Raw genomic sequence first — 16,595 nt, 5'->3', positions numbered from 1 at the left:
AAAGCGAGACGCCATGATCACCAGAGCCATTTATCCGGGCACCTTTGATCCTATGACCAACGGTCATCTGGATTTAGTCACTCGTGCGTCTTCCATGTTTGGCCATGTCATTTTGGCTATTGCCGATAGTTCACATAAAAAACCCATGTTCACGCTGGATGAGCGCGTTGCATTAGCCAGCGAAGTGACAGCACATTTGACTAACGTGGAAGTGATCGGTTTTAGCGAATTGATGGCAACGTTTGCCCAGCAGCATAAAGCTAATATTCTGGTACGGGGTTTGCGCTCAGTATCGGATTTCGAATATGAATGGCAGTTAGCGAATATGAATCGTCATTTGATGCCTACGCTGGAAAGCGTATTTTTACTGCCATCAGAGAAATGGTCATTCATTTCCTCTTCGTTAGTAAAAGAAGTGGCGCGTCACGGCGGCGACATCACACCATTCCTTCCCGCGCCAATTACCAAGGCTTTACTGGGTAAACTCTGAGTTTACCTCTGACTTAATGCTGGCAGTGACGGCAGAAAAACGTGCTGCGCTGCCCATGTTTCGCACTTTCAATCAGATGACCACAGCGCCTGCACGGCTCACCTGCTCGACCATAAACCTGCAATTCCTGCGCAAAGTAACCCGGTTTACCATCCGACTGCAAAAAATCACGTAGCGTTGTGCCGCCCTGTTCGATAGAACGCAGCAATACCATTTTGATGGTTGCAACGAATAATCCGACTTCTGCTTCAGTGAGCGAACCCGCAGGACGATCGGGAGAAATACCCGCGACGAACAGCGATTCACTGGCATAGATATTCCCCACACCCACCACGACTTTATTATCCATAATCCACTGCTTAACCAAGGTTCGTTTATTACGAGACAGATTAAACAGGTAGGAAGCGCTAAATTCATCGCTCAACGGCTCAGGGCCGAGATGAGCCAGCACGTTGCTGGTTGTCAAATCCGAAGTCCATAACCATGCGCCAAAGCGACGTGGGTCGGTATAGCGTAATATTTTGCCGTTACTGATCACCAAATCCACATGGTCATGTTTTTCTGCCTCGGTTTCCTCCGGCAAAATCCGCAAACTGCCTGACATACCCAAATGAATGATAATCCAGCCTTTTGGTAATTCCAGTAATAGATATTTGGCACGGCGTTGCACACTCAGTACCGGTTGATCGCTCAGAGCCAGTATTTCATCTGAAACCGGCCAGCGCAGACGGGAATTTCTGACAATGGCATATTGAATGCTGTGGCCGACTAGGTAGGGTTCAATCCCACGTCGACTGGTTTCAACTTCTGGTAATTCAGGCATTTAACCTCCGATTCAACGTGTTTGCCGACCTTTATATAACAAAAAACCCGGCCGAAGCCGGGTTTTTTATTAATCCACTAAAATTATTTAATTTTAGCTTCTTTATAGATCACGTGTTGACGGACAACTGGATCGAATTTCTTCAGTTCCAATTTTTCCGGCTTAGTACGCTTGTTCTTCGTGGTGGTATAGAAGTGACCAGTACCAGCAGAAGAAACCAGCTTGATCTTCTCGCGAACACCTTTAGCCATGATTCAGTTCCTTAATACTTCTCACCGCGGGCACGAAGTTCGGCCAAGACCGTTTCGATACCCTTCTTATCAATAACACGCATACCTTTAGCAGATACACGCAGAGTTACAAAGCGCTTCTCGCCCTCAACCCAAAAACGGTGAGAGTGCAGGTTCGGCAGAAAACGGCGTTTGGTCGCGTTCATTGCGTGGGAACGGTTGTTACCGCTCACCGGGCGCTTGCCAGTAACTTGGCAGACTCGGGACATGTCTATTCTCCAAAAATCAAATCAGCTCGAGCTTCGTATAGGGTATGGCCGCCTCGTCAGGCTTTAGAGCCCATCTCAGCAAATTCACTGAGAAGACTCAATGTCATCAGGTCAGAAACCCCTGTCACCAGGCATAAACCTGCTGAGATAGGCTCTTCACGCCAAACCCAAGATTCTCAAAGGTGGCGTAGTATACGCTCTGAAGCGTAAGTGCTCAAGTCCCGAACAGCTAAAGATCCCGAAAGGATCGAGAAAATATCTCTAAATCCAGCCTCGCTCAGCAAAAGAGACACATTCGCCACGGCCAACCACCAAATGGTCGAGCACCCTAATATCCAATAATGAGCAGGCTTTTACCACCTGCGCAGTGATTAAACGGTCGGCTTGGCTCGGTTCAGCCTTCCCCGACGGGTGATTATGCGCCAGAATCAACGCGACGGCATTAACCTTTAGCGCTTCACGCACAATTTCCCGCGGATGGACCTCTACGCTGGTGATGGTACCAGTAAACATCTCCTCATGGCGAATAACACGATGCTGGTTATCCAAAAACATCACTAAAAATATTTCCCGCTCACGTTCTGACAGCAAATTTTGCAGATATTTTTGCGTCATTCGCGGATTTAACATCGCATTCTCTTTAATCATATGGTCAGAAAAACATCTGGTGGCCAATTCGGAAATGGCATGAATCTGACTGTATTTAGATTTCCCCATACCTTTTTGTGCACAAAGCGTTGGATAATCCGCTGACATCAAACGATAGAGAGAGCCAAATTCGGCAATTAGATGCTCCGCCATCGCCATCACGTGCAGACCCGGAATGCCCGTTCGTAAAAATATGGCCAGCAATTCGGCATCACTTAACGCCTCGGCCCCATATTTCAGTAATTTCTCTCTGGGTCCGTCCCCTTTCAGCCATAGTTCCATCCTAGAACTCCCCTATTCTCAGTGCCGGTGCATCATGCCATGGCTGGATTATCCTCACGATAAACATCAATTAATCCTGCGTGACGCCACGCAAATTTCAGATTGATCGCTAACCTGCGTTACCCCCTATAGCAAAACTGCCGATGGGTTATGCTAAAATATCGCCTCTTTCGGCTTTAATTCGGACAATCATGATGACGGGACTTTCCGGCAAACATATTGTGCTCGGTATCAGTGGTGGCATAGCCGCCTATAAATGTCCCGAGCTAGTACGCCGCTTACGTGATAAAGGCGCAGACGTGCGGGTAGTGATGACAACGGCTGCCAAAGCCTTTATTACTCCGCTAACCTTGCAGGCCGTTTCGGGATATCCCGTCTCTGATGATTTGCTCGATCCTGCAGCAGAAGCCGCTATGGGCCATATCGAGCTGGGGAAATGGGCCGATCTGGTCATCATCGCTCCGGCCACCGCCGATTTACTGGCTAGAGTAGCAGCGGGCATGGCCAACGACCTGCTGACAACGCTTTGTCTGGCAACCGCGGCCCCAGTTGCCGCCGTTCCCGCAATGAATCAGCAGATGTACCGTGCCAGCGCTACACAGGCCAACCTGCAAACGCTGGCAAGTCGTGGCGTTTTGCTTTGGGGACCGGGCAGCGGTAGTCAGGCCTGTGGCGATATCGGCCCTGGCCGCATGCTTGACCCATTGGAAATCGTCGCACTGGCAGAAAATCATTTTTCTGTAAAACAAGACCTGCAACATCTTCATGTCATGGTGACCGCCGGTCCCACTCGTGAAGCGCTGGATCCGGTACGTTTTATCAGTAACCACAGCTCAGGGAAAATGGGGTTCGCCATCGCTCAGGCGGCAGCACAGCGCGGCGCTCACGTCACTTTAGTCGCAGGGCCGGTCAATCTGCCAACGCCTGCCGGAGTCACGCGCATTGATGTGATTAGCGCCCTTGAAATGCAAAGCGCCGTTCAGCAAGCCGCTCCTTATCAGAACATTTTTATCTCCTGTGCGGCCGTAGCGGATTACCGGGCGGAACAGGTTGCTGATGAAAAAATAAAAAAACAGGGTGATGAAATCACGCTGAAAATGGTGAAGAATCCAGATATTGTTGCTGGCGTCGCCGCAATGACGAAAAAACGTCCATTTGTCGTCGGGTTTGCTGCCGAAACCCAGAATGTGGAAGAATACGCGCGACAAAAACTGGTGCGGAAGAATCTGGACCTGATTTGCGCCAATGATGTTTCGCTCGCAGAGCATGGTTTTAATAGTGATACCAATGCATTGCACCTTTTTTGGCCGAACGGAGAGAAACGCTTGCCCCACAGCGATAAATCCCTGCTTGGTCAGCGTTTAATAGACGAGATTGTCAGCCGTTATGATGAAAAAAATCGACGTTAAAATTCTGGATCCACGTATTGGCACCGAATTTCCATTGCCAACCTATGCCACACCAGGCTCAGCGGGCTTGGATCTACGCGCCTGCCTAGATAGCGCAGTAGACCTAGCTCCGGGGCAAACGACTCTGCTGCCAACCGGTCTGGCTATCCACATTGGCGACGCCGGTCTGGCGGCGGTAATTCTGCCGCGCTCAGGCTTAGGCCATAAGCACGGCGTGGTGCTAGGTAATCTGGTCGGCTTGATCGACTCCGATTATCAGGGGCAACTGATGGTTTCTGTCTGGAACCGTGGCCAGCAGTCTTTCACTATCGAACCGGGCGAACGTATTGCCCAGATGGTGTTTGTGCCTGTAGTACAAGCCGAGTTCAATCTGGTCGAAGATTTTGACCTCAGCGAACGCGGCACCGGTGGTTTTGGCCATTCTGGACGCCAATAACCTACCCTAAACCTTGATACCGTAAAAAAGCTATCACATAAGCCGCTTGGGCTTTGTATCCAGCGCGGCCGGTGTTCAGGTTTTTGTTAATTAAGTCATTTTTAGCAAGGGTCTAATCGGACATGGCAGAGAAAGAAAATACGAAAAGGAATCGGCGCGAGGAAATATTGCAAGCTTTGGCGCAAATGCTGGAATCCAGCGATGGCAGCCAGCGGATCACCACCGCGAAGCTTGCCGCCAACGTTGGTGTTTCTGAGGCTGCGCTATATCGGCATTTCCCCAGCAAAACCAAGATGTTCGATAGCCTGATCGAGTTTATTGAAGATAGTCTGATGTCCCGCATAAATTTAATCCTGCAAGACGAAAAAGAAACTTTTAATCGTCTCAGGCTTATTCTATTGCTGGTTCTTGGGTTTGCCGAACGGAATCCAGGGCTAACCCGAATTATGACCGGACATGCTTTGATGTTTGAGCAGGATCGTTTACAAGGTCGTATTAATCAGCTATTTGAACGTATTGAAGCTCAGCTACGTCAGGTATTGCGAGAAAGAAAGCTACGGGAAGGTCAGGGCTTTGCACATGATGAAACCCTGCTGGCGACCCAATTACTGGCTTTTTGTGAGGGGATGCTGTCTCGCTTTGTTCGCTCCGAATTCCGCTATTTGCCAACGCAAGAGTTCGATGCCCGCTGGCCGCTAGTGATGGCGCAATTACAATAGGTGACTGCCCATAGTCAGTCACAGCAAAAGTAAAAAGGGCCAATTGGCCCTTTCGTCTTGGTACTCTGTTTTCAGCAAAATGGCTTAAACGCCGTAATTTTCGCGATAAACACGAACCGCGGCCAGATGATCGGCCATTTCCGGTTTTTCTTCCAGATAGGTAATCAAATCATTCAAAGTCACGATAGAAATGACTTTGCAGTGATAATCCCGCTCCACTTCCTGAATAGCTGAAATTTCGCCGCGCCCACGCTCCTGACGGTCTAACGAAATCATTACGCCCGCCAGAGAAGCTCCGTGCGCGCCGATAATCTCCATAGACTCACGAATAGCGGTACCCGCGGTAATCACATCGTCAACCAGCATCACACGCCCTTGTAGCGGGCTTCCCACTAGGCTGCCGCCTTCACCGTGATCTTTCGCTTCCTTACGATTAAAGCAGTAAGGAACATCGCGCTGATGGTGTTCTGCCAGTGCTACCGCCGTTGTGGTAGCAATAGGAATCCCCTTATACGCAGGGCCAAACAACAGATCAAACTCTACGCCACAATCCATCAGGGCTGCCGCATAAAAACGCCCCAATAACGCCAGATCCAGCCCGGTGTTAAACAGTCCTGCATTAAAGAAGTAAGGACTGATCCGCCCTGACTTCAGGGTGAATTCGCCGAACTTCAAAACCTGTTTGTTAAGCGCAAACTCAATAAAATCGCGCTGATAGGCTTTCATTGGTGTATCTCCTTTCCAGATTAGTGACTGCTGTGGTCAGTTACCGCATCTATCCTCGATATAAGGCTCTCAGGCAACCGGATATAAAAAAGGCGACTATTAGGTCGCCTATATAAAAATTATTGTTCCAACGCCGCTTTCTGCGCCTGGAAGATGGTTTCTATTCCTCCCCGAGCCAAAGCCAGCAATGCCAGCAACTCCTCATGGCTGAACGGCTCGCCTTCTGCGGTGCCTTGCACCTCAATCATTCGACCATCTTCCATCATCACCACGTTCATATCGGTTTCTGCTGCAGAATCTTCCACATATTCCAAATCGCACAGGGCTTCACCTTTTACGATACCAACAGAAACAGCGGCGACCAGCCCTTTCATCGGGTTAGCTTTCAGTTTACCTTTAGCAACCAATGCATTAAGCGCATCTGCCAGTGCCACGCAGGCACCGGAGATAGAAGCAGTACGGGTGCCACCGTCAGCCTGAATCACGTCGCAGTCTAAGGTGATGGTGAATTCACCCAGTTTTTTCAGATCAACCGCCGCACGCAGTGAGCGGGCGATCAGACGCTGGATTTCCAATGTACGGCCACCCTGCTTGCCTTTAGCGGCTTCACGCGGGTTACGGCTATGGGTTGCACGCGGCAACATACCGTATTCAGCAGTAATCCACCCTTGTCCCTGCCCTTTCAGAAAACGCGGTACGCCTTCTTCAACGGTCGCGGTGCACAATACTTTGGTATCGCCAAACTCAACCAACACGGAACCCTCTGCGTGTTTCGTGTAATTACGGGTCAGGGTTAATGGACGTACTTGTTCTAGTGCTCGGCCTGCTGGGCGCATGGGAATTCTCCGGCGTTAAATCGATATTGGTCGCGCATTATACGGCCTTAGTGATGTAATGCCTATCCTGCCCGAGGCTGCGAGGCTATAATCCCTGCATCTTTTCTTTGAAACGGGTACGCAACGATGATCCGCAGCATGACCGCCTACGCCCGGCGTGATATTAAGGGTGAATGGGGCAGCGCAGCCTGGGAGCTGCGTTCCGTTAACCAACGTTATCTAGAAACCTACATTCGCCTGCCAGAACAGTTTCGCAGTCTGGAACCGGTCATTCGCGAGCGTATTCGCTCCCGTCTGACCCGAGGCAAAATTGAATGCCATTTGCGCTTCGAGATGGATCCTACAGCACAAAGCTCACTGATCCTGAACGAAAAACTGGCTAAACAGCTGGTTGAAGCGGCGAACTGGGTCAAAATGCAAAGCGACGAAGGCGAAGTAAACCCGCTGGATGTGCTGCGCTGGCCGGGCGTGATGTCCGCAGAAGAACAGGATTTGGATGCTATCAGCACCGAACTGATGCAAGCACTGGATATTGCTCTCGATGACTTTATTGTTGCCCGCGAATCTGAAGGTGCAGCGCTGAAAGCCTTGATTGAGCAGCGCCTGGATGGCGTAAGTGCGGAAGTGATTAAAGTCCGCGCTCATATGCCAAACATCTTGCAGTGGCAGCGTGAACGTCTGCTAAGCAAGCTGGAAGAAGCGCAGGTTCAACTGGAAAACACCCGTCTGGAACAAGAGTTGGTGCTAATGGCACAACGTGTCGATGTGGCTGAAGAGCTGGATCGTCTAGAAGCTCACGTGAAAGAAACGCATAATATTCTGAAGAAGAAAGAGGCCGTTGGCCGCCGTCTTGATTTTATGATGCAAGAATTCAACCGTGAATCGAACACGCTAGCGTCAAAATCTATTAATGCGGAAGTCACCAACTCTGCGATTGAACTGAAAGTACTTATCGAGCAAATGCGCGAACAGATTCAGAACATCGAGTAATGTTTCACAGCATTGCAAAATAATAGAAAACTTCTAAAGCCCGTAATCTGGACTGACCCGATAAAGTTGGGCAGTCCAGAGAGACGGGCTCATTAATATCCAGATTGGCTTTATTCACCGATAATACGTAAATTCCAATTAAATACGCTGTAGTTAAATATGTAGCGTATGGCGACATACGTAATAATTAAGGTAGCGACAGCAGCCTCAAAGGTAGCCAGATAATAAAGTTGGTAGCTGTAATTTTGTACTAATTCATACTTACTCACCAAATCCGCTAATTTATATAACGCTGTCGCACCAATTGCCATTGGAAAGGTAAACGCAGCATAACCTGGGCTAAACGGCAATTTTAGTAAGCGAAAGAATGACATGTAAATTACGCAGGTCATTAATATCGCAATACCAAACAGCAATGCACATACCAGTAAAGAAGGATTTGGCACTACGGTTAAATAACCCGCCAAACTAAGGCTCGCAGGAGCAGCCATAATCGCGATAGTTGGCTTTGCTGCGTCAGGAACTTCGTGGCAGAACATAAAACGATAGATCATCAGCGGCAGCATACATGCGTAACTCAACATACCGATGATTAACAATAAATACGCAACGCCCATAAAGGCCTGATTAGGCACCGCAACGTCAGCCACAATAATCCCAACCGGCGGAACAAACCAACTCGGCACCATATGATGCATTTCTATTTCTTGGATCCGATGATAAATAAATACCGCAAGAAAAATCAGGTGCACTATTACCGCCAGTGACCACAAGATCTCACCCGCTAACATACTCAAATTGCCTAAGGCCTTAGAAACCACCATACACCCCATGGTAAAGGTAGGCACCACGCTACCCACCACAGGATGTTTTAAATCTGATAATAAAACTTCGAAATGGAAAATAAATTTACTGGCTACGGCAAATAGAAGTACCGATGCGATTATCGCCCCGATATTTTGACCTAACCCATTCAAGGGTAATGCATTTTCCAGGCACCAACCTATACTTGAAATACCCAGTGCCAGACCGGCGATCGGTGTCGGTAATCCTCTGATTTTCCTATGTATGATTCTTAGCATGTTACCGCCCTAACCATAATCGACATGAATGAATAGGGCAAATATAGATACTTACCTTTGTTTAGGATATCCTTTTTTTATTGACTTAGCGTTTAGGAGAATTAAACAAGTGGATATCACGTTGAAGCAATTGAAAGTTTTCCTCGCAGTAGCGCAAAGCGGCAATTTAACGACCGCAGCATCTCAATTGTTTATGACGAAGGGAGCCGTCTCTCAAACCTTGGCTGAGTTAGAAAAACGTCTGGGCCAAACCTTATTCGATCGTCACCACGCTCGTATATTTATTAATTCGGAGGGGGAAAAATTAATTCCAGTCGCTGATGAGCTGCTTTCAAGAATGAAAGACATCAGTACATTATTTTCCGACAGCGCCCGCATTCCCAATTTATTGTTAGGTTGTAGTAAAACCATTGGCAGCTATATTTTGCCTGCACTTTTAGGTGAATTTAGAAATTGCTATGACTGGTTGCCTAAAGTAGCTATTGAAAACACTAACGATATTCTGAATAAATTACTCAACTTCGAAGTAGATTTGGCGATTCTTGAGGGAAATATCAATAATAAAGATATCTTGTCTACCCCATGGTTAACGGATGAAATGGTCGTTATCGCAACAAAAAATCACCCGCTGGCATCAGAAAAACCAGTCCCGTTCTCAGTATTGAGTCAGCAGTCATGGATACTGCGTGAGCAAGGTTCAGGTAGCCGTAGTTATTTTGATAATCATCTGGCACCATTGTTATCACAGCCAAGGGTAATTTTATCTTTGGATACTTTCGATTCAATTTTATTTTCTGTTCAACAAAATCTGGGAATCACCTACGCTTCCCGGCTTATCATCCAAAATCCCTTTTTTCACGACCATTTCTCAGTAATCAAAACAGAAACTCGTTTTCTGCGCTCAATAAGCCTCTGTCACCATCGACAAAAATATCTATCTAATGGTGCTCAACAGTGGATCAACTTTCTGACTCATGCAGGTAAACGACTTGAATCTGTACGGAATAATCAGATAGAAAATTGATTATTAATTATGTCCATAAACTGGATATCAAATAGCTGAAAAATATTACCTCTATTCTCTAGGCCATAGGTCGGATTAAGGGATATCCCATTTCCGATAAGCCAGTAATATCCGAATTCTTTGAAATATTCTGGTCAGTTAGCTTGTTTATTAAAGCTGCGTAATTATTAAATCAACAACAAAAAAATGAGCCGACAGTATCTATGACTCAATCAATAACGTTATTCGATATTAAATTTATCTTTGATCTAAAAATATCGTAGAATACTCTGCAGGTAACCAATGGAAAAGCTTGTCAAAAAAGCGTATTTCAAACACTGATTTATTGCCCCTTCTTACATTAGGATTTTAGGTAACCAAATAAAAAATAATGCTTTTATCGAAGCATCCCATCCGATCAATCTATGTCAGGCTAGAAATCCGTAGGCCTAAAGGCAATTCGTTCATTTACGGCTACTATTTATGGTCAGGCAGAGTAAGAAGTTAAATAAACATTTTATTGGCTTAAGCCCAATCATCCTGCACTACTATTAATCAGTACGGCAGATGATCACTATGACAGGGCATGTCTTGGCGAAATGTATCTTTTCATACAGGTTGCTGTATCCAAGATGCATATGAACTTTTCGGGGTATCTCTCATGTTCGTAGATCAAGACACATCGATCCTGGACACTTACTTTGGCACCCATAGCCCCTATTGGCGCTTGGCTTTTGATAGCCAAGCCTTGGAACTCTCTGCCGTAAAAGGGACGACCAATATTGCCGTTCCTCTTGATTCACTTCAAGCAGCAAAAATTCGTGCACTGACAGCCATTACATCCAGTCTGGAAATCAGCATTTCTATCTATGGCAATCCAGTTCATTTGCATCTGGTAGGCCGAAAAATTAATGATAAGGAATGGGGAGGAACAGCTTCAGCATATTCAGATACTGAAGCTGTCGCGCGCGATCTGGTGATGGGATTGTCCTTTGCCGAACAAGTCGTTTCCGAAGCTAACTCGGTTATTGTCATTCTGGATAAAAATGGCTCCGTACAACGCTTTAATCGTTTGAGTGAAGAATACACTGGCAAAAAAGAACAAGACGTCATCGGTAAGAATGTTTTCGAATTATTTATGACACAGAAAGAAGGCGCATCCTCGCGTAAAAACATTGAAGGTTTTTTTAAAAGAGGTGCTTCTTATGAAGTGGAACGCTGGGTTAACACGGTAAAAGGAAAACGCCTGTTTCTTTTTCGTAATAAATTCGTGCACAGTGGCAGCGGTAAAAACGAACTTTATTTAATCTGCTCAGGTACAGATATTACTAAAGAGAGACGGGCACAGGAACGCCTGCGTGTGCTGGCAAATACCGATATGATTACCGGCTTGCCTAACCGCCACGCTATCCATGAGCGAATCAACAGCGCGATTCAAACTCGCGGAGACGACGCCGTGGGGATTATTTATCTTGATCTGGATAACTTCAAAAGAGTTAACGACCACTATGGGCATATGTTTGGCGATCGGCTGCTAAAAGATGTTTCACTTTCAATATTGAGCTGCTTGAAAGAAGATGAAATGCTCGCCCGTTTGGGGGGAGATGAATTTATCGTTCTTATCGAAGATACGACGCTTTCAGCCCTCGAAAATGCCGCCCAACGTATTCTCGACCAAATGCGAGCGCCCTTCCGTATCGGATTAATTGAAGTTTATACCGGATGTTCCATTGGAATTGCCTTATGCCCACAGCATGGTGAAACGCTGGAAAATATCATCCGCAGCGCGGATACCGCGATGTACACGGCAAAAGAACTTGGCAAACGGACTTATTCTGTCTTTTCTCCGGAAATGAATAAGAAAGTATCGGAATACATGTGGCTGGATACCAATCTGCGTAAAGGCCTGGAACAACATCAACTTGTCGTATTTTATCAGCCTAAAATATCAACTCGAACCGGTAAAGTACTCAGCGTAGAAGCATTAGTTCGCTGGCGATCAACCGAGCGGGGTTTGGTTCCACCGCAAGAGTTTATCTCATATGCGGAAGAGTCCGGTTTGATTGCTCCTTTAGGTCAGTGGGTATTACAAACGGCTATGCAGCAAGCCGTTGACTGGCAGAAGAAAGGCATAGATTTAAGAATTGCAGTCAATGTTTCAGCCCGCCAGTTGGTGGATGAGGCGATTATTACCAACTTTATTAAATCGCTGGAAACCTGTGAATTGACCTCTAGTTTAGTTGATGTCGAATTAACTGAAAGTTGTCTGATTGATGATGAAAATGCTGCGATTAACATTATCAAAAAGCTCAAAGAATTGGGTGCTGAAGTCCATCTGGATGATTTTGGTACCGGCTATTCTTCACTTTCCCAATTAGCTCGCATTCCTATTGATGCGATTAAATTAGATCAGAGCTTTGTGCGCGGAATAGATAAAAATCAGGTCGCGCAGTCTTTAGTTAAGGCAATCTCCGTTGTCGCCGAAACGCTCCAAATGCGAGTTATTGCAGAAGGCGTTGAAACAATAGAGGAAGAGAATTTCTTGGATTTGTTGGGGGTAGATGAAAAGCAGGGGTTTCTTTATGCCAAGCCAATGCCCGCAGAAGAACTGGAGCATTGGCTGAGCAAACACACCTCGCACTTTCCAAGTGATTTAACGGAAAAAACCTAACCTAAATAGCCTTTGGCATGGTGGATGTATGCCGATCCTGTAGCATGACCAGGCGTTCAATATAAGCCAGATCTTTAGCTTCGATGGAGAAAACAGCGTCCACCCAATCTTCAGTTATATCCATCAATTCTGAACGCGTCAGCTGCAAAACGCGTTGGCGTGTTCGTATCATTGCACGCATACCGTTTAATTTTGGTCGAATAGTATCAATGAAGGTGCGCGTAGCCAGATAAGCATCCCCCGGCTGAAATAATATATCCACCAATCCGCGACTTTCATACCATTCTGCCGCATGGGATTCTCCGCTCCAAATAAGCTCCTCGGCAACACGCATACCGGACTTTCTGGCCACCAGCGAGTATCCTCCCATGCCAGGAAACAGGTTAAAGGCGATTTCCGGAAACCCCATTCGGGCAGTGGTCTGCGCTAAAACAAAGTGATGTGCCAGCGCAGCTTCAAAACCACCTCCTAAAGCGCTACCTTCAATCATGGCGATTGAAATTGCCCCGGTATCAAACCCACGGGAGGCGGCATGAACGCAATCCACGCAGGCTCTAGCGTAAGCCATTAATGTTTCACGCTTCCGGCTTTTTATCATCTGAGCAAAGAAACTTAAATCACCTCCGACATTAAACATATGTGGAACAACCGAACCTGTAACCCAGAAGTCGATAGGCAGTTTTGACTCTCTTGCTGCCTGCGCCAGTGTCATAATATTTTCAATTAACTCAAGGTTAAAACACGGACGTGGATTCGCTCGTAGCAGCATCCACATTGTATTTCGCTCTTCTTCATAATAAGCAGAGATTTGCGATAGATGCCCAACCTCGGTGAATGGGCGGCAGCTTGGGAGATTAATCATTTTCATATATTCCATCCAATAAGTGATTTCAATACAGGTAAGCCTCTCGGCTAATTCAGCTTGCTTGAGGTCGATTCCCCTCAAATAAGGCAAGCAAATAAATAGTGAGTCACTGGATGAAAAAAGGGAGGATATATCGATATATAAAAGAATAATGGTCAGTTCAGTTACGACATTAAAATATAAAAACACAGTTTTAAAATCTTCCTTCGGAATTTTTGTTGGCATTTTCTACATTGCAACAAGCTTTAACCGAATGAGTTTTATACGTCCTTGGGTTGTAAATTAATCTATTCAATCTAATAAAGCCCAACCTTGAGGTTATTTTTATGTGAAAGTTATAAGACATTATGGATAAAATACTGAAATATCTTCACTTAACGTAAAATGGGCTGTGTATGCTGCAAATACTACATTTTCTTTTGGCTTTGATAATCATCACGCTACTGGCCTTAGCCGTGAGCAACGACCGTAAGAAGATTCGCCTACGGTATATTTTTCAGCTTTTAGCTATTGAGATTGCCTTTGCCTACTTTTTACTGCATTCCGACATTGGGCTTGGCGCTATTCACCACTTCGCTGGTTTCTTCGAAACGTTGATGAAATTTGCTGCAATTGGTACCAGCTTCGTATTTGGTAATATGAACGAACAAGGTCTCGCGTTTATATTCCTCAATGTTTTATGCCCGATAGTTTTTGTTTCAGCTTTAATCGGTATATTGCAACATTTCCGTATCTTGCCTTGGGTAATTCGCGGTATAGGTACGGTGCTTTCAAAAGTAAATGGTATGGGAAAGCTTGAATCTTTCAATGCCGTAAGCACCTTGGTTCTCGGCCAGTCAGAAAACTTTATCGTCTATAAAGGCGTGATTGCCGATATTTCTCAGCGCCGTATGTATACGCTTGCCGCCACGGCCATGTCGACGGTTTCGATGTCAATCGTCAGCGCATATATGACTATGTTAGAGCCGAAGTTTGTCGTAGCAGCCCTAATACTCAACATGTTCAGCACATTCATTATTCTTTCCATTATCAACCCTTACTCTATAGGCGATGAAGCTGAAATAAAATTAAATAAGCTGCATGATGATCAAAGTTTCTTTGAGATGTTAGGGGAATACATTCTGGCTGGATTTAAAATCGCCATTATCATCGCCGCCATGCTAATTGGTTTTATTGCGCTAATCGCCGCTATTAATGCTTTGTTCACCAGCATATTTAGCGTTAGCTTTCAGGAGATTCTCGGCTATGTATTCTATCCCCTTGCCTGGCTTATCGGAATTCCTGCGCCGGATGCCCTAAAGGCTGGCAGCATTATGGCGACTAAATTAGTGTCTAACGAATTCGTTGCCATGATAGAGCTTAAAAAAATAGCGATTGATATGTCCCCACGTGCTCTGGGCATTCTATCGGTGTTTCTGGTCTCTTTTGCTAACTTTGCCTCAATCGGCATTATCGCAGGCGCAATTAAAGGGTTAAATGAAAAACAGGGCAATGTGGTTTCCCGTTTCGGGCTAAAGCTAGTTTATGGCTCTACATTGGTTAGTTTATTATCAGCAACAATCGCTGGTGTAGTACTTTGATGAAACGGTTGGCCTTTGAGTGCAATGCCTGAAGGCCAGCCATCATTGAAGATTAAAAATCGACACAGACAGGCGCATCAATACGCATTACTGATTCTTGTGAAAACTGCGTCTTGTACTTATCTCTCAGCGAGTTAACCGCGAGATCACTTTCTTTGCTTTCGGCATGAATAAGCATCAGAGCTTTGCTATTTTCTTTTGCTACTACCCCGTCATGCCCCAGCCATTGCCCTTTGGCTTCAAACACGGTCAATCCCTCTTTAAATTTCGGAGTAACCTCTGAGTCGACAAATGATTGCCACTCAGCACGAGAAATCACTGGGCCTTGCGGGCGATTCATACCAAAATAAAGCGTTGTTTGCACCATAGGAACCCCCTGCTGACAAGCAGAGGGAATGACCTTTATCGTAGCCGAGTTCGCCGCTGATTCTGGACGTACAACACACCCGTTTAAAATAACCCCCGAAGCAATTATTCCTAGAATAAAGCCGGCACGCCGACGTAAGTAAGTTCTGCTGTTATCCATATAGATAGGATTCTCTTTAGAATAGAAAATGAAGCTGCATGAAACTAGCATTTAGCGGCTAACCGCTGCAATGGCGAAACCATTACGCCATTACAGAGTTACAGAGTTACAGAGTTACAGAGCTACAGAGCTACAGAGCTACAGAGTTACAGAGTTACAGAGTTACAGAGTTACAGAGTTACAGAGTTACAGAGTTACAGAGTTACAGAGTTTAAATAATCTAATTCATCAATCAATATAAATAATAATCAGCCTCGTCACTACATAACATAAAACACCAAATCGGATTAATAAATCTAATGCAAAACATGCTGAGTTAGAAAATCTCAGTCGCGCTTGAACTGTGTGGCCATTACCCTTGATCTTTTGCCGCTCCCTTTGTGTGAAAGACTATGTTACTTAGCGTTCTCTATATTATTGGCATTACCGCAGAAGCTATGACCGGTGCACTAGCCGCTGGCCGTCGCCAAATGGACATGTTTGGCGTCATTATTATCGCCTCCGCCACGGCAATTGGCGGTGGTTCAGTCAGAGATATGCTGTTAGGCCATTATCCGCTGGGTTGGGTCAAAAACCCGGAATACATCGTTATCGTTGCTATCGCCGCAATAGTCACCACCTGGGTGGCACCTCTGATGCGCCATTTACGTCACCTTTTCCTAGTACTTGATGCTATCGGCCTCATCGTTTTCTCAATTATCGGAGCACAAATTGCGTTAGATATGGGGCATAGCTCTATCATTGCCGCTATCGCTGCTGTCATTACCGGTGTCTTTGGCGGCGTACTTCGCGATATGCTTTGTAACTGTATTCCCTTAGTTTTTCAGAAAGAAATCTATGCTGGAGTATCCTTTGCCGCAGCATGGATTTATATCGCTCTACAGTACACTCCTCTTTCTCATAATTGGGTTGTCATCATTACGTTGGTTACTGGCCTGACTGCCCGGCTGCTTGCTTTGCGTTACCGTTTAGGATTACCTGTCTTCAAATATGAGCATCAGGACCATTGA

General features: G+C 45.9%; 18 protein-coding genes. 9 read left to right on the top strand and 9 right to left on the bottom strand.

Annotation, left to right across the window (positions count from 1 at the left end; translation table 11 throughout):
• Positions 1–13: 13 nt before the first annotated feature.
• Positions 14–490 carry a pantetheine-phosphate adenylyltransferase gene (gene coaD / locus AD970_RS16455; RefSeq protein WP_049601482.1) on the top strand — a complete coding sequence of 159 codons (477 nt, stop codon included), beginning with the start codon at positions 14–16 and terminating at the stop codon, positions 488–490.
• Positions 491–503: 13 nt separating this feature from the next.
• Here coaD and mutM read toward each other — a convergent pair whose 3' ends face one another.
• The 4 genes from mutM to radC all read right to left on the bottom strand — a co-directional run bounded on the left by mutM (position 504) and on the right by radC (position 2,742).
• Positions 504–1,313, bottom strand: coding sequence for a bifunctional DNA-formamidopyrimidine glycosylase/DNA-(apurinic or apyrimidinic site) lyase (gene mutM, locus AD970_RS16450; protein ID WP_049601479.1), 810 nt, complete (start codon positions 1,311–1,313; stop codon positions 504–506).
• Between the two features lie 83 nt (positions 1,314–1,396).
• Positions 1,397–1,564 carry a 50S ribosomal protein L33 gene (gene rpmG / locus AD970_RS16445; protein WP_004392084.1) on the bottom strand — a complete coding sequence of 56 codons (168 nt, stop codon included), beginning with the start codon at positions 1,562–1,564 and terminating at the stop codon, positions 1,397–1,399.
• Positions 1,565–1,575: 11 nt separating this feature from the next.
• A complete protein-coding gene (gene rpmB, locus AD970_RS16440; RefSeq protein ID WP_032816691.1) occupies positions 1,576–1,812 on the bottom strand; it encodes a 50S ribosomal protein L28 in 237 nt (78 codons plus the stop codon).
• Between the two features lie 261 nt (positions 1,813–2,073).
• Positions 2,074–2,742, bottom strand: a complete 669-nt coding sequence (gene radC / locus AD970_RS16435) for a RadC family protein (RefSeq protein WP_049601467.1) — start codon at positions 2,740–2,742, stop codon at positions 2,074–2,076.
• Positions 2,743–2,933: 191 nt separating this feature from the next.
• Between radC and coaBC the strand changes: the two genes are divergently transcribed.
• The 3 genes from coaBC to slmA all read left to right on the top strand — a co-directional run bounded on the left by coaBC (position 2,934) and on the right by slmA (position 5,306).
• The gene (gene coaBC / locus AD970_RS16430; protein ID WP_049601463.1) at positions 2,934–4,151 is read left to right on the top strand and encodes a bifunctional phosphopantothenoylcysteine decarboxylase/phosphopantothenate--cysteine ligase CoaBC; all 1,218 of its coding nucleotides are present in this window, start codon (positions 2,934–2,936) and stop codon (positions 4,149–4,151) included.
• Positions 4,129–4,587 carry a dUTP diphosphatase gene (gene dut, locus AD970_RS16425; RefSeq protein WP_049601460.1) on the top strand — a complete coding sequence of 153 codons (459 nt, stop codon included), beginning with the start codon at positions 4,129–4,131 and terminating at the stop codon, positions 4,585–4,587. Before coaBC ends, dut begins: the two co-directional genes overlap by 23 nt.
• 122 nt (positions 4,588–4,709) lie before the next feature.
• Entirely contained in the window at positions 4,710–5,306 is a 597-nt protein-coding gene (slmA, locus tag AD970_RS16420; protein WP_049601457.1) for a nucleoid occlusion factor SlmA, read from the top strand.
• A gap of 84 nt (positions 5,307–5,390) precedes the next feature.
• Here slmA and pyrE read toward each other — a convergent pair whose 3' ends face one another.
• Positions 5,391–6,032, bottom strand: a complete 642-nt coding sequence (gene pyrE / locus AD970_RS16415; RefSeq protein WP_049601455.1) for an orotate phosphoribosyltransferase — start codon at positions 6,030–6,032, stop codon at positions 5,391–5,393.
• A 119-nt stretch (positions 6,033–6,151) separates the two neighbouring features.
• Positions 6,152–6,868, bottom strand: a complete 717-nt coding sequence (rph, locus tag AD970_RS16410; RefSeq protein ID WP_049601453.1) for a ribonuclease PH — start codon at positions 6,866–6,868, stop codon at positions 6,152–6,154.
• A 126-nt stretch (positions 6,869–6,994) separates the two neighbouring features.
• On the opposite strand from rph, the gene AD970_RS16405 reads away from it, so the two are divergent.
• On the top strand, positions 6,995–7,858 hold the full coding sequence (locus AD970_RS16405) for a YicC/YloC family endoribonuclease (protein ID WP_049601448.1): 864 nt from the start codon (positions 6,995–6,997) through the stop codon (positions 7,856–7,858).
• A 110-nt stretch (positions 7,859–7,968) separates the two neighbouring features.
• On the opposite strand, the gene AD970_RS16400 is transcribed toward AD970_RS16405, so the two are convergent.
• Positions 7,969–8,940 (bottom strand): TDT family transporter, encoded by a 972-nt coding sequence (locus tag AD970_RS16400; RefSeq protein WP_049601445.1) that lies wholly within the window; start codon positions 8,938–8,940, stop codon positions 7,969–7,971.
• A gap of 109 nt (positions 8,941–9,049) precedes the next feature.
• On the opposite strand from AD970_RS16400, the gene AD970_RS16395 reads away from it, so the two are divergent.
• Positions 9,050–9,964, top strand: a complete 915-nt coding sequence (locus tag AD970_RS16395; protein WP_049601443.1) for a LysR substrate-binding domain-containing protein — start codon at positions 9,050–9,052, stop codon at positions 9,962–9,964.
• A gap of 640 nt (positions 9,965–10,604) precedes the next feature.
• Entirely contained in the window at positions 10,605–12,614 is a 2,010-nt protein-coding gene (pdeR, locus tag AD970_RS16390; protein WP_049601442.1) for a cyclic di-GMP phosphodiesterase, read from the top strand.
• Between the two features lies 1 nt (position 12,615).
• On the opposite strand, the gene AD970_RS16385 is transcribed toward pdeR, so the two are convergent.
• Positions 12,616–13,482, bottom strand: coding sequence for a crotonase/enoyl-CoA hydratase family protein (locus tag AD970_RS16385; RefSeq protein WP_049601440.1), 867 nt, complete (start codon positions 13,480–13,482; stop codon positions 12,616–12,618).
• A 392-nt stretch (positions 13,483–13,874) separates the two neighbouring features.
• On the opposite strand from AD970_RS16385, the gene AD970_RS16380 reads away from it, so the two are divergent.
• Positions 13,875–15,059 (top strand): NupC/NupG family nucleoside CNT transporter, encoded by a 1,185-nt coding sequence (locus AD970_RS16380; protein WP_049601439.1) that lies wholly within the window; start codon positions 13,875–13,877, stop codon positions 15,057–15,059.
• Between the two features lie 52 nt (positions 15,060–15,111).
• On the opposite strand, the gene AD970_RS16375 is transcribed toward AD970_RS16380, so the two are convergent.
• Positions 15,112–15,585 carry a DUF3574 domain-containing protein gene (locus AD970_RS16375; protein ID WP_049601438.1) on the bottom strand — a complete coding sequence of 158 codons (474 nt, stop codon included), beginning with the start codon at positions 15,583–15,585 and terminating at the stop codon, positions 15,112–15,114.
• Positions 15,586–15,977: 392 nt separating this feature from the next.
• Here AD970_RS16375 and AD970_RS16370 point away from each other — a divergent pair, with 392 nt between their 5' ends.
• Positions 15,978–16,595, top strand: a complete 618-nt coding sequence (locus AD970_RS16370; RefSeq protein WP_049601436.1) for a trimeric intracellular cation channel family protein — start codon at positions 15,978–15,980, stop codon at positions 16,593–16,595.

This window comes from Yersinia nurmii, assembly GCF_001112925.1.
In the GTDB taxonomy this organism is placed as follows: Bacteria; Pseudomonadota; Gammaproteobacteria; order Enterobacterales; family Enterobacteriaceae; genus Yersinia; species Yersinia nurmii.
The sequence above is the reverse complement of the archived record's forward strand: the minus strand, read 5'-3'. Positions and strand labels throughout refer to the sequence as shown.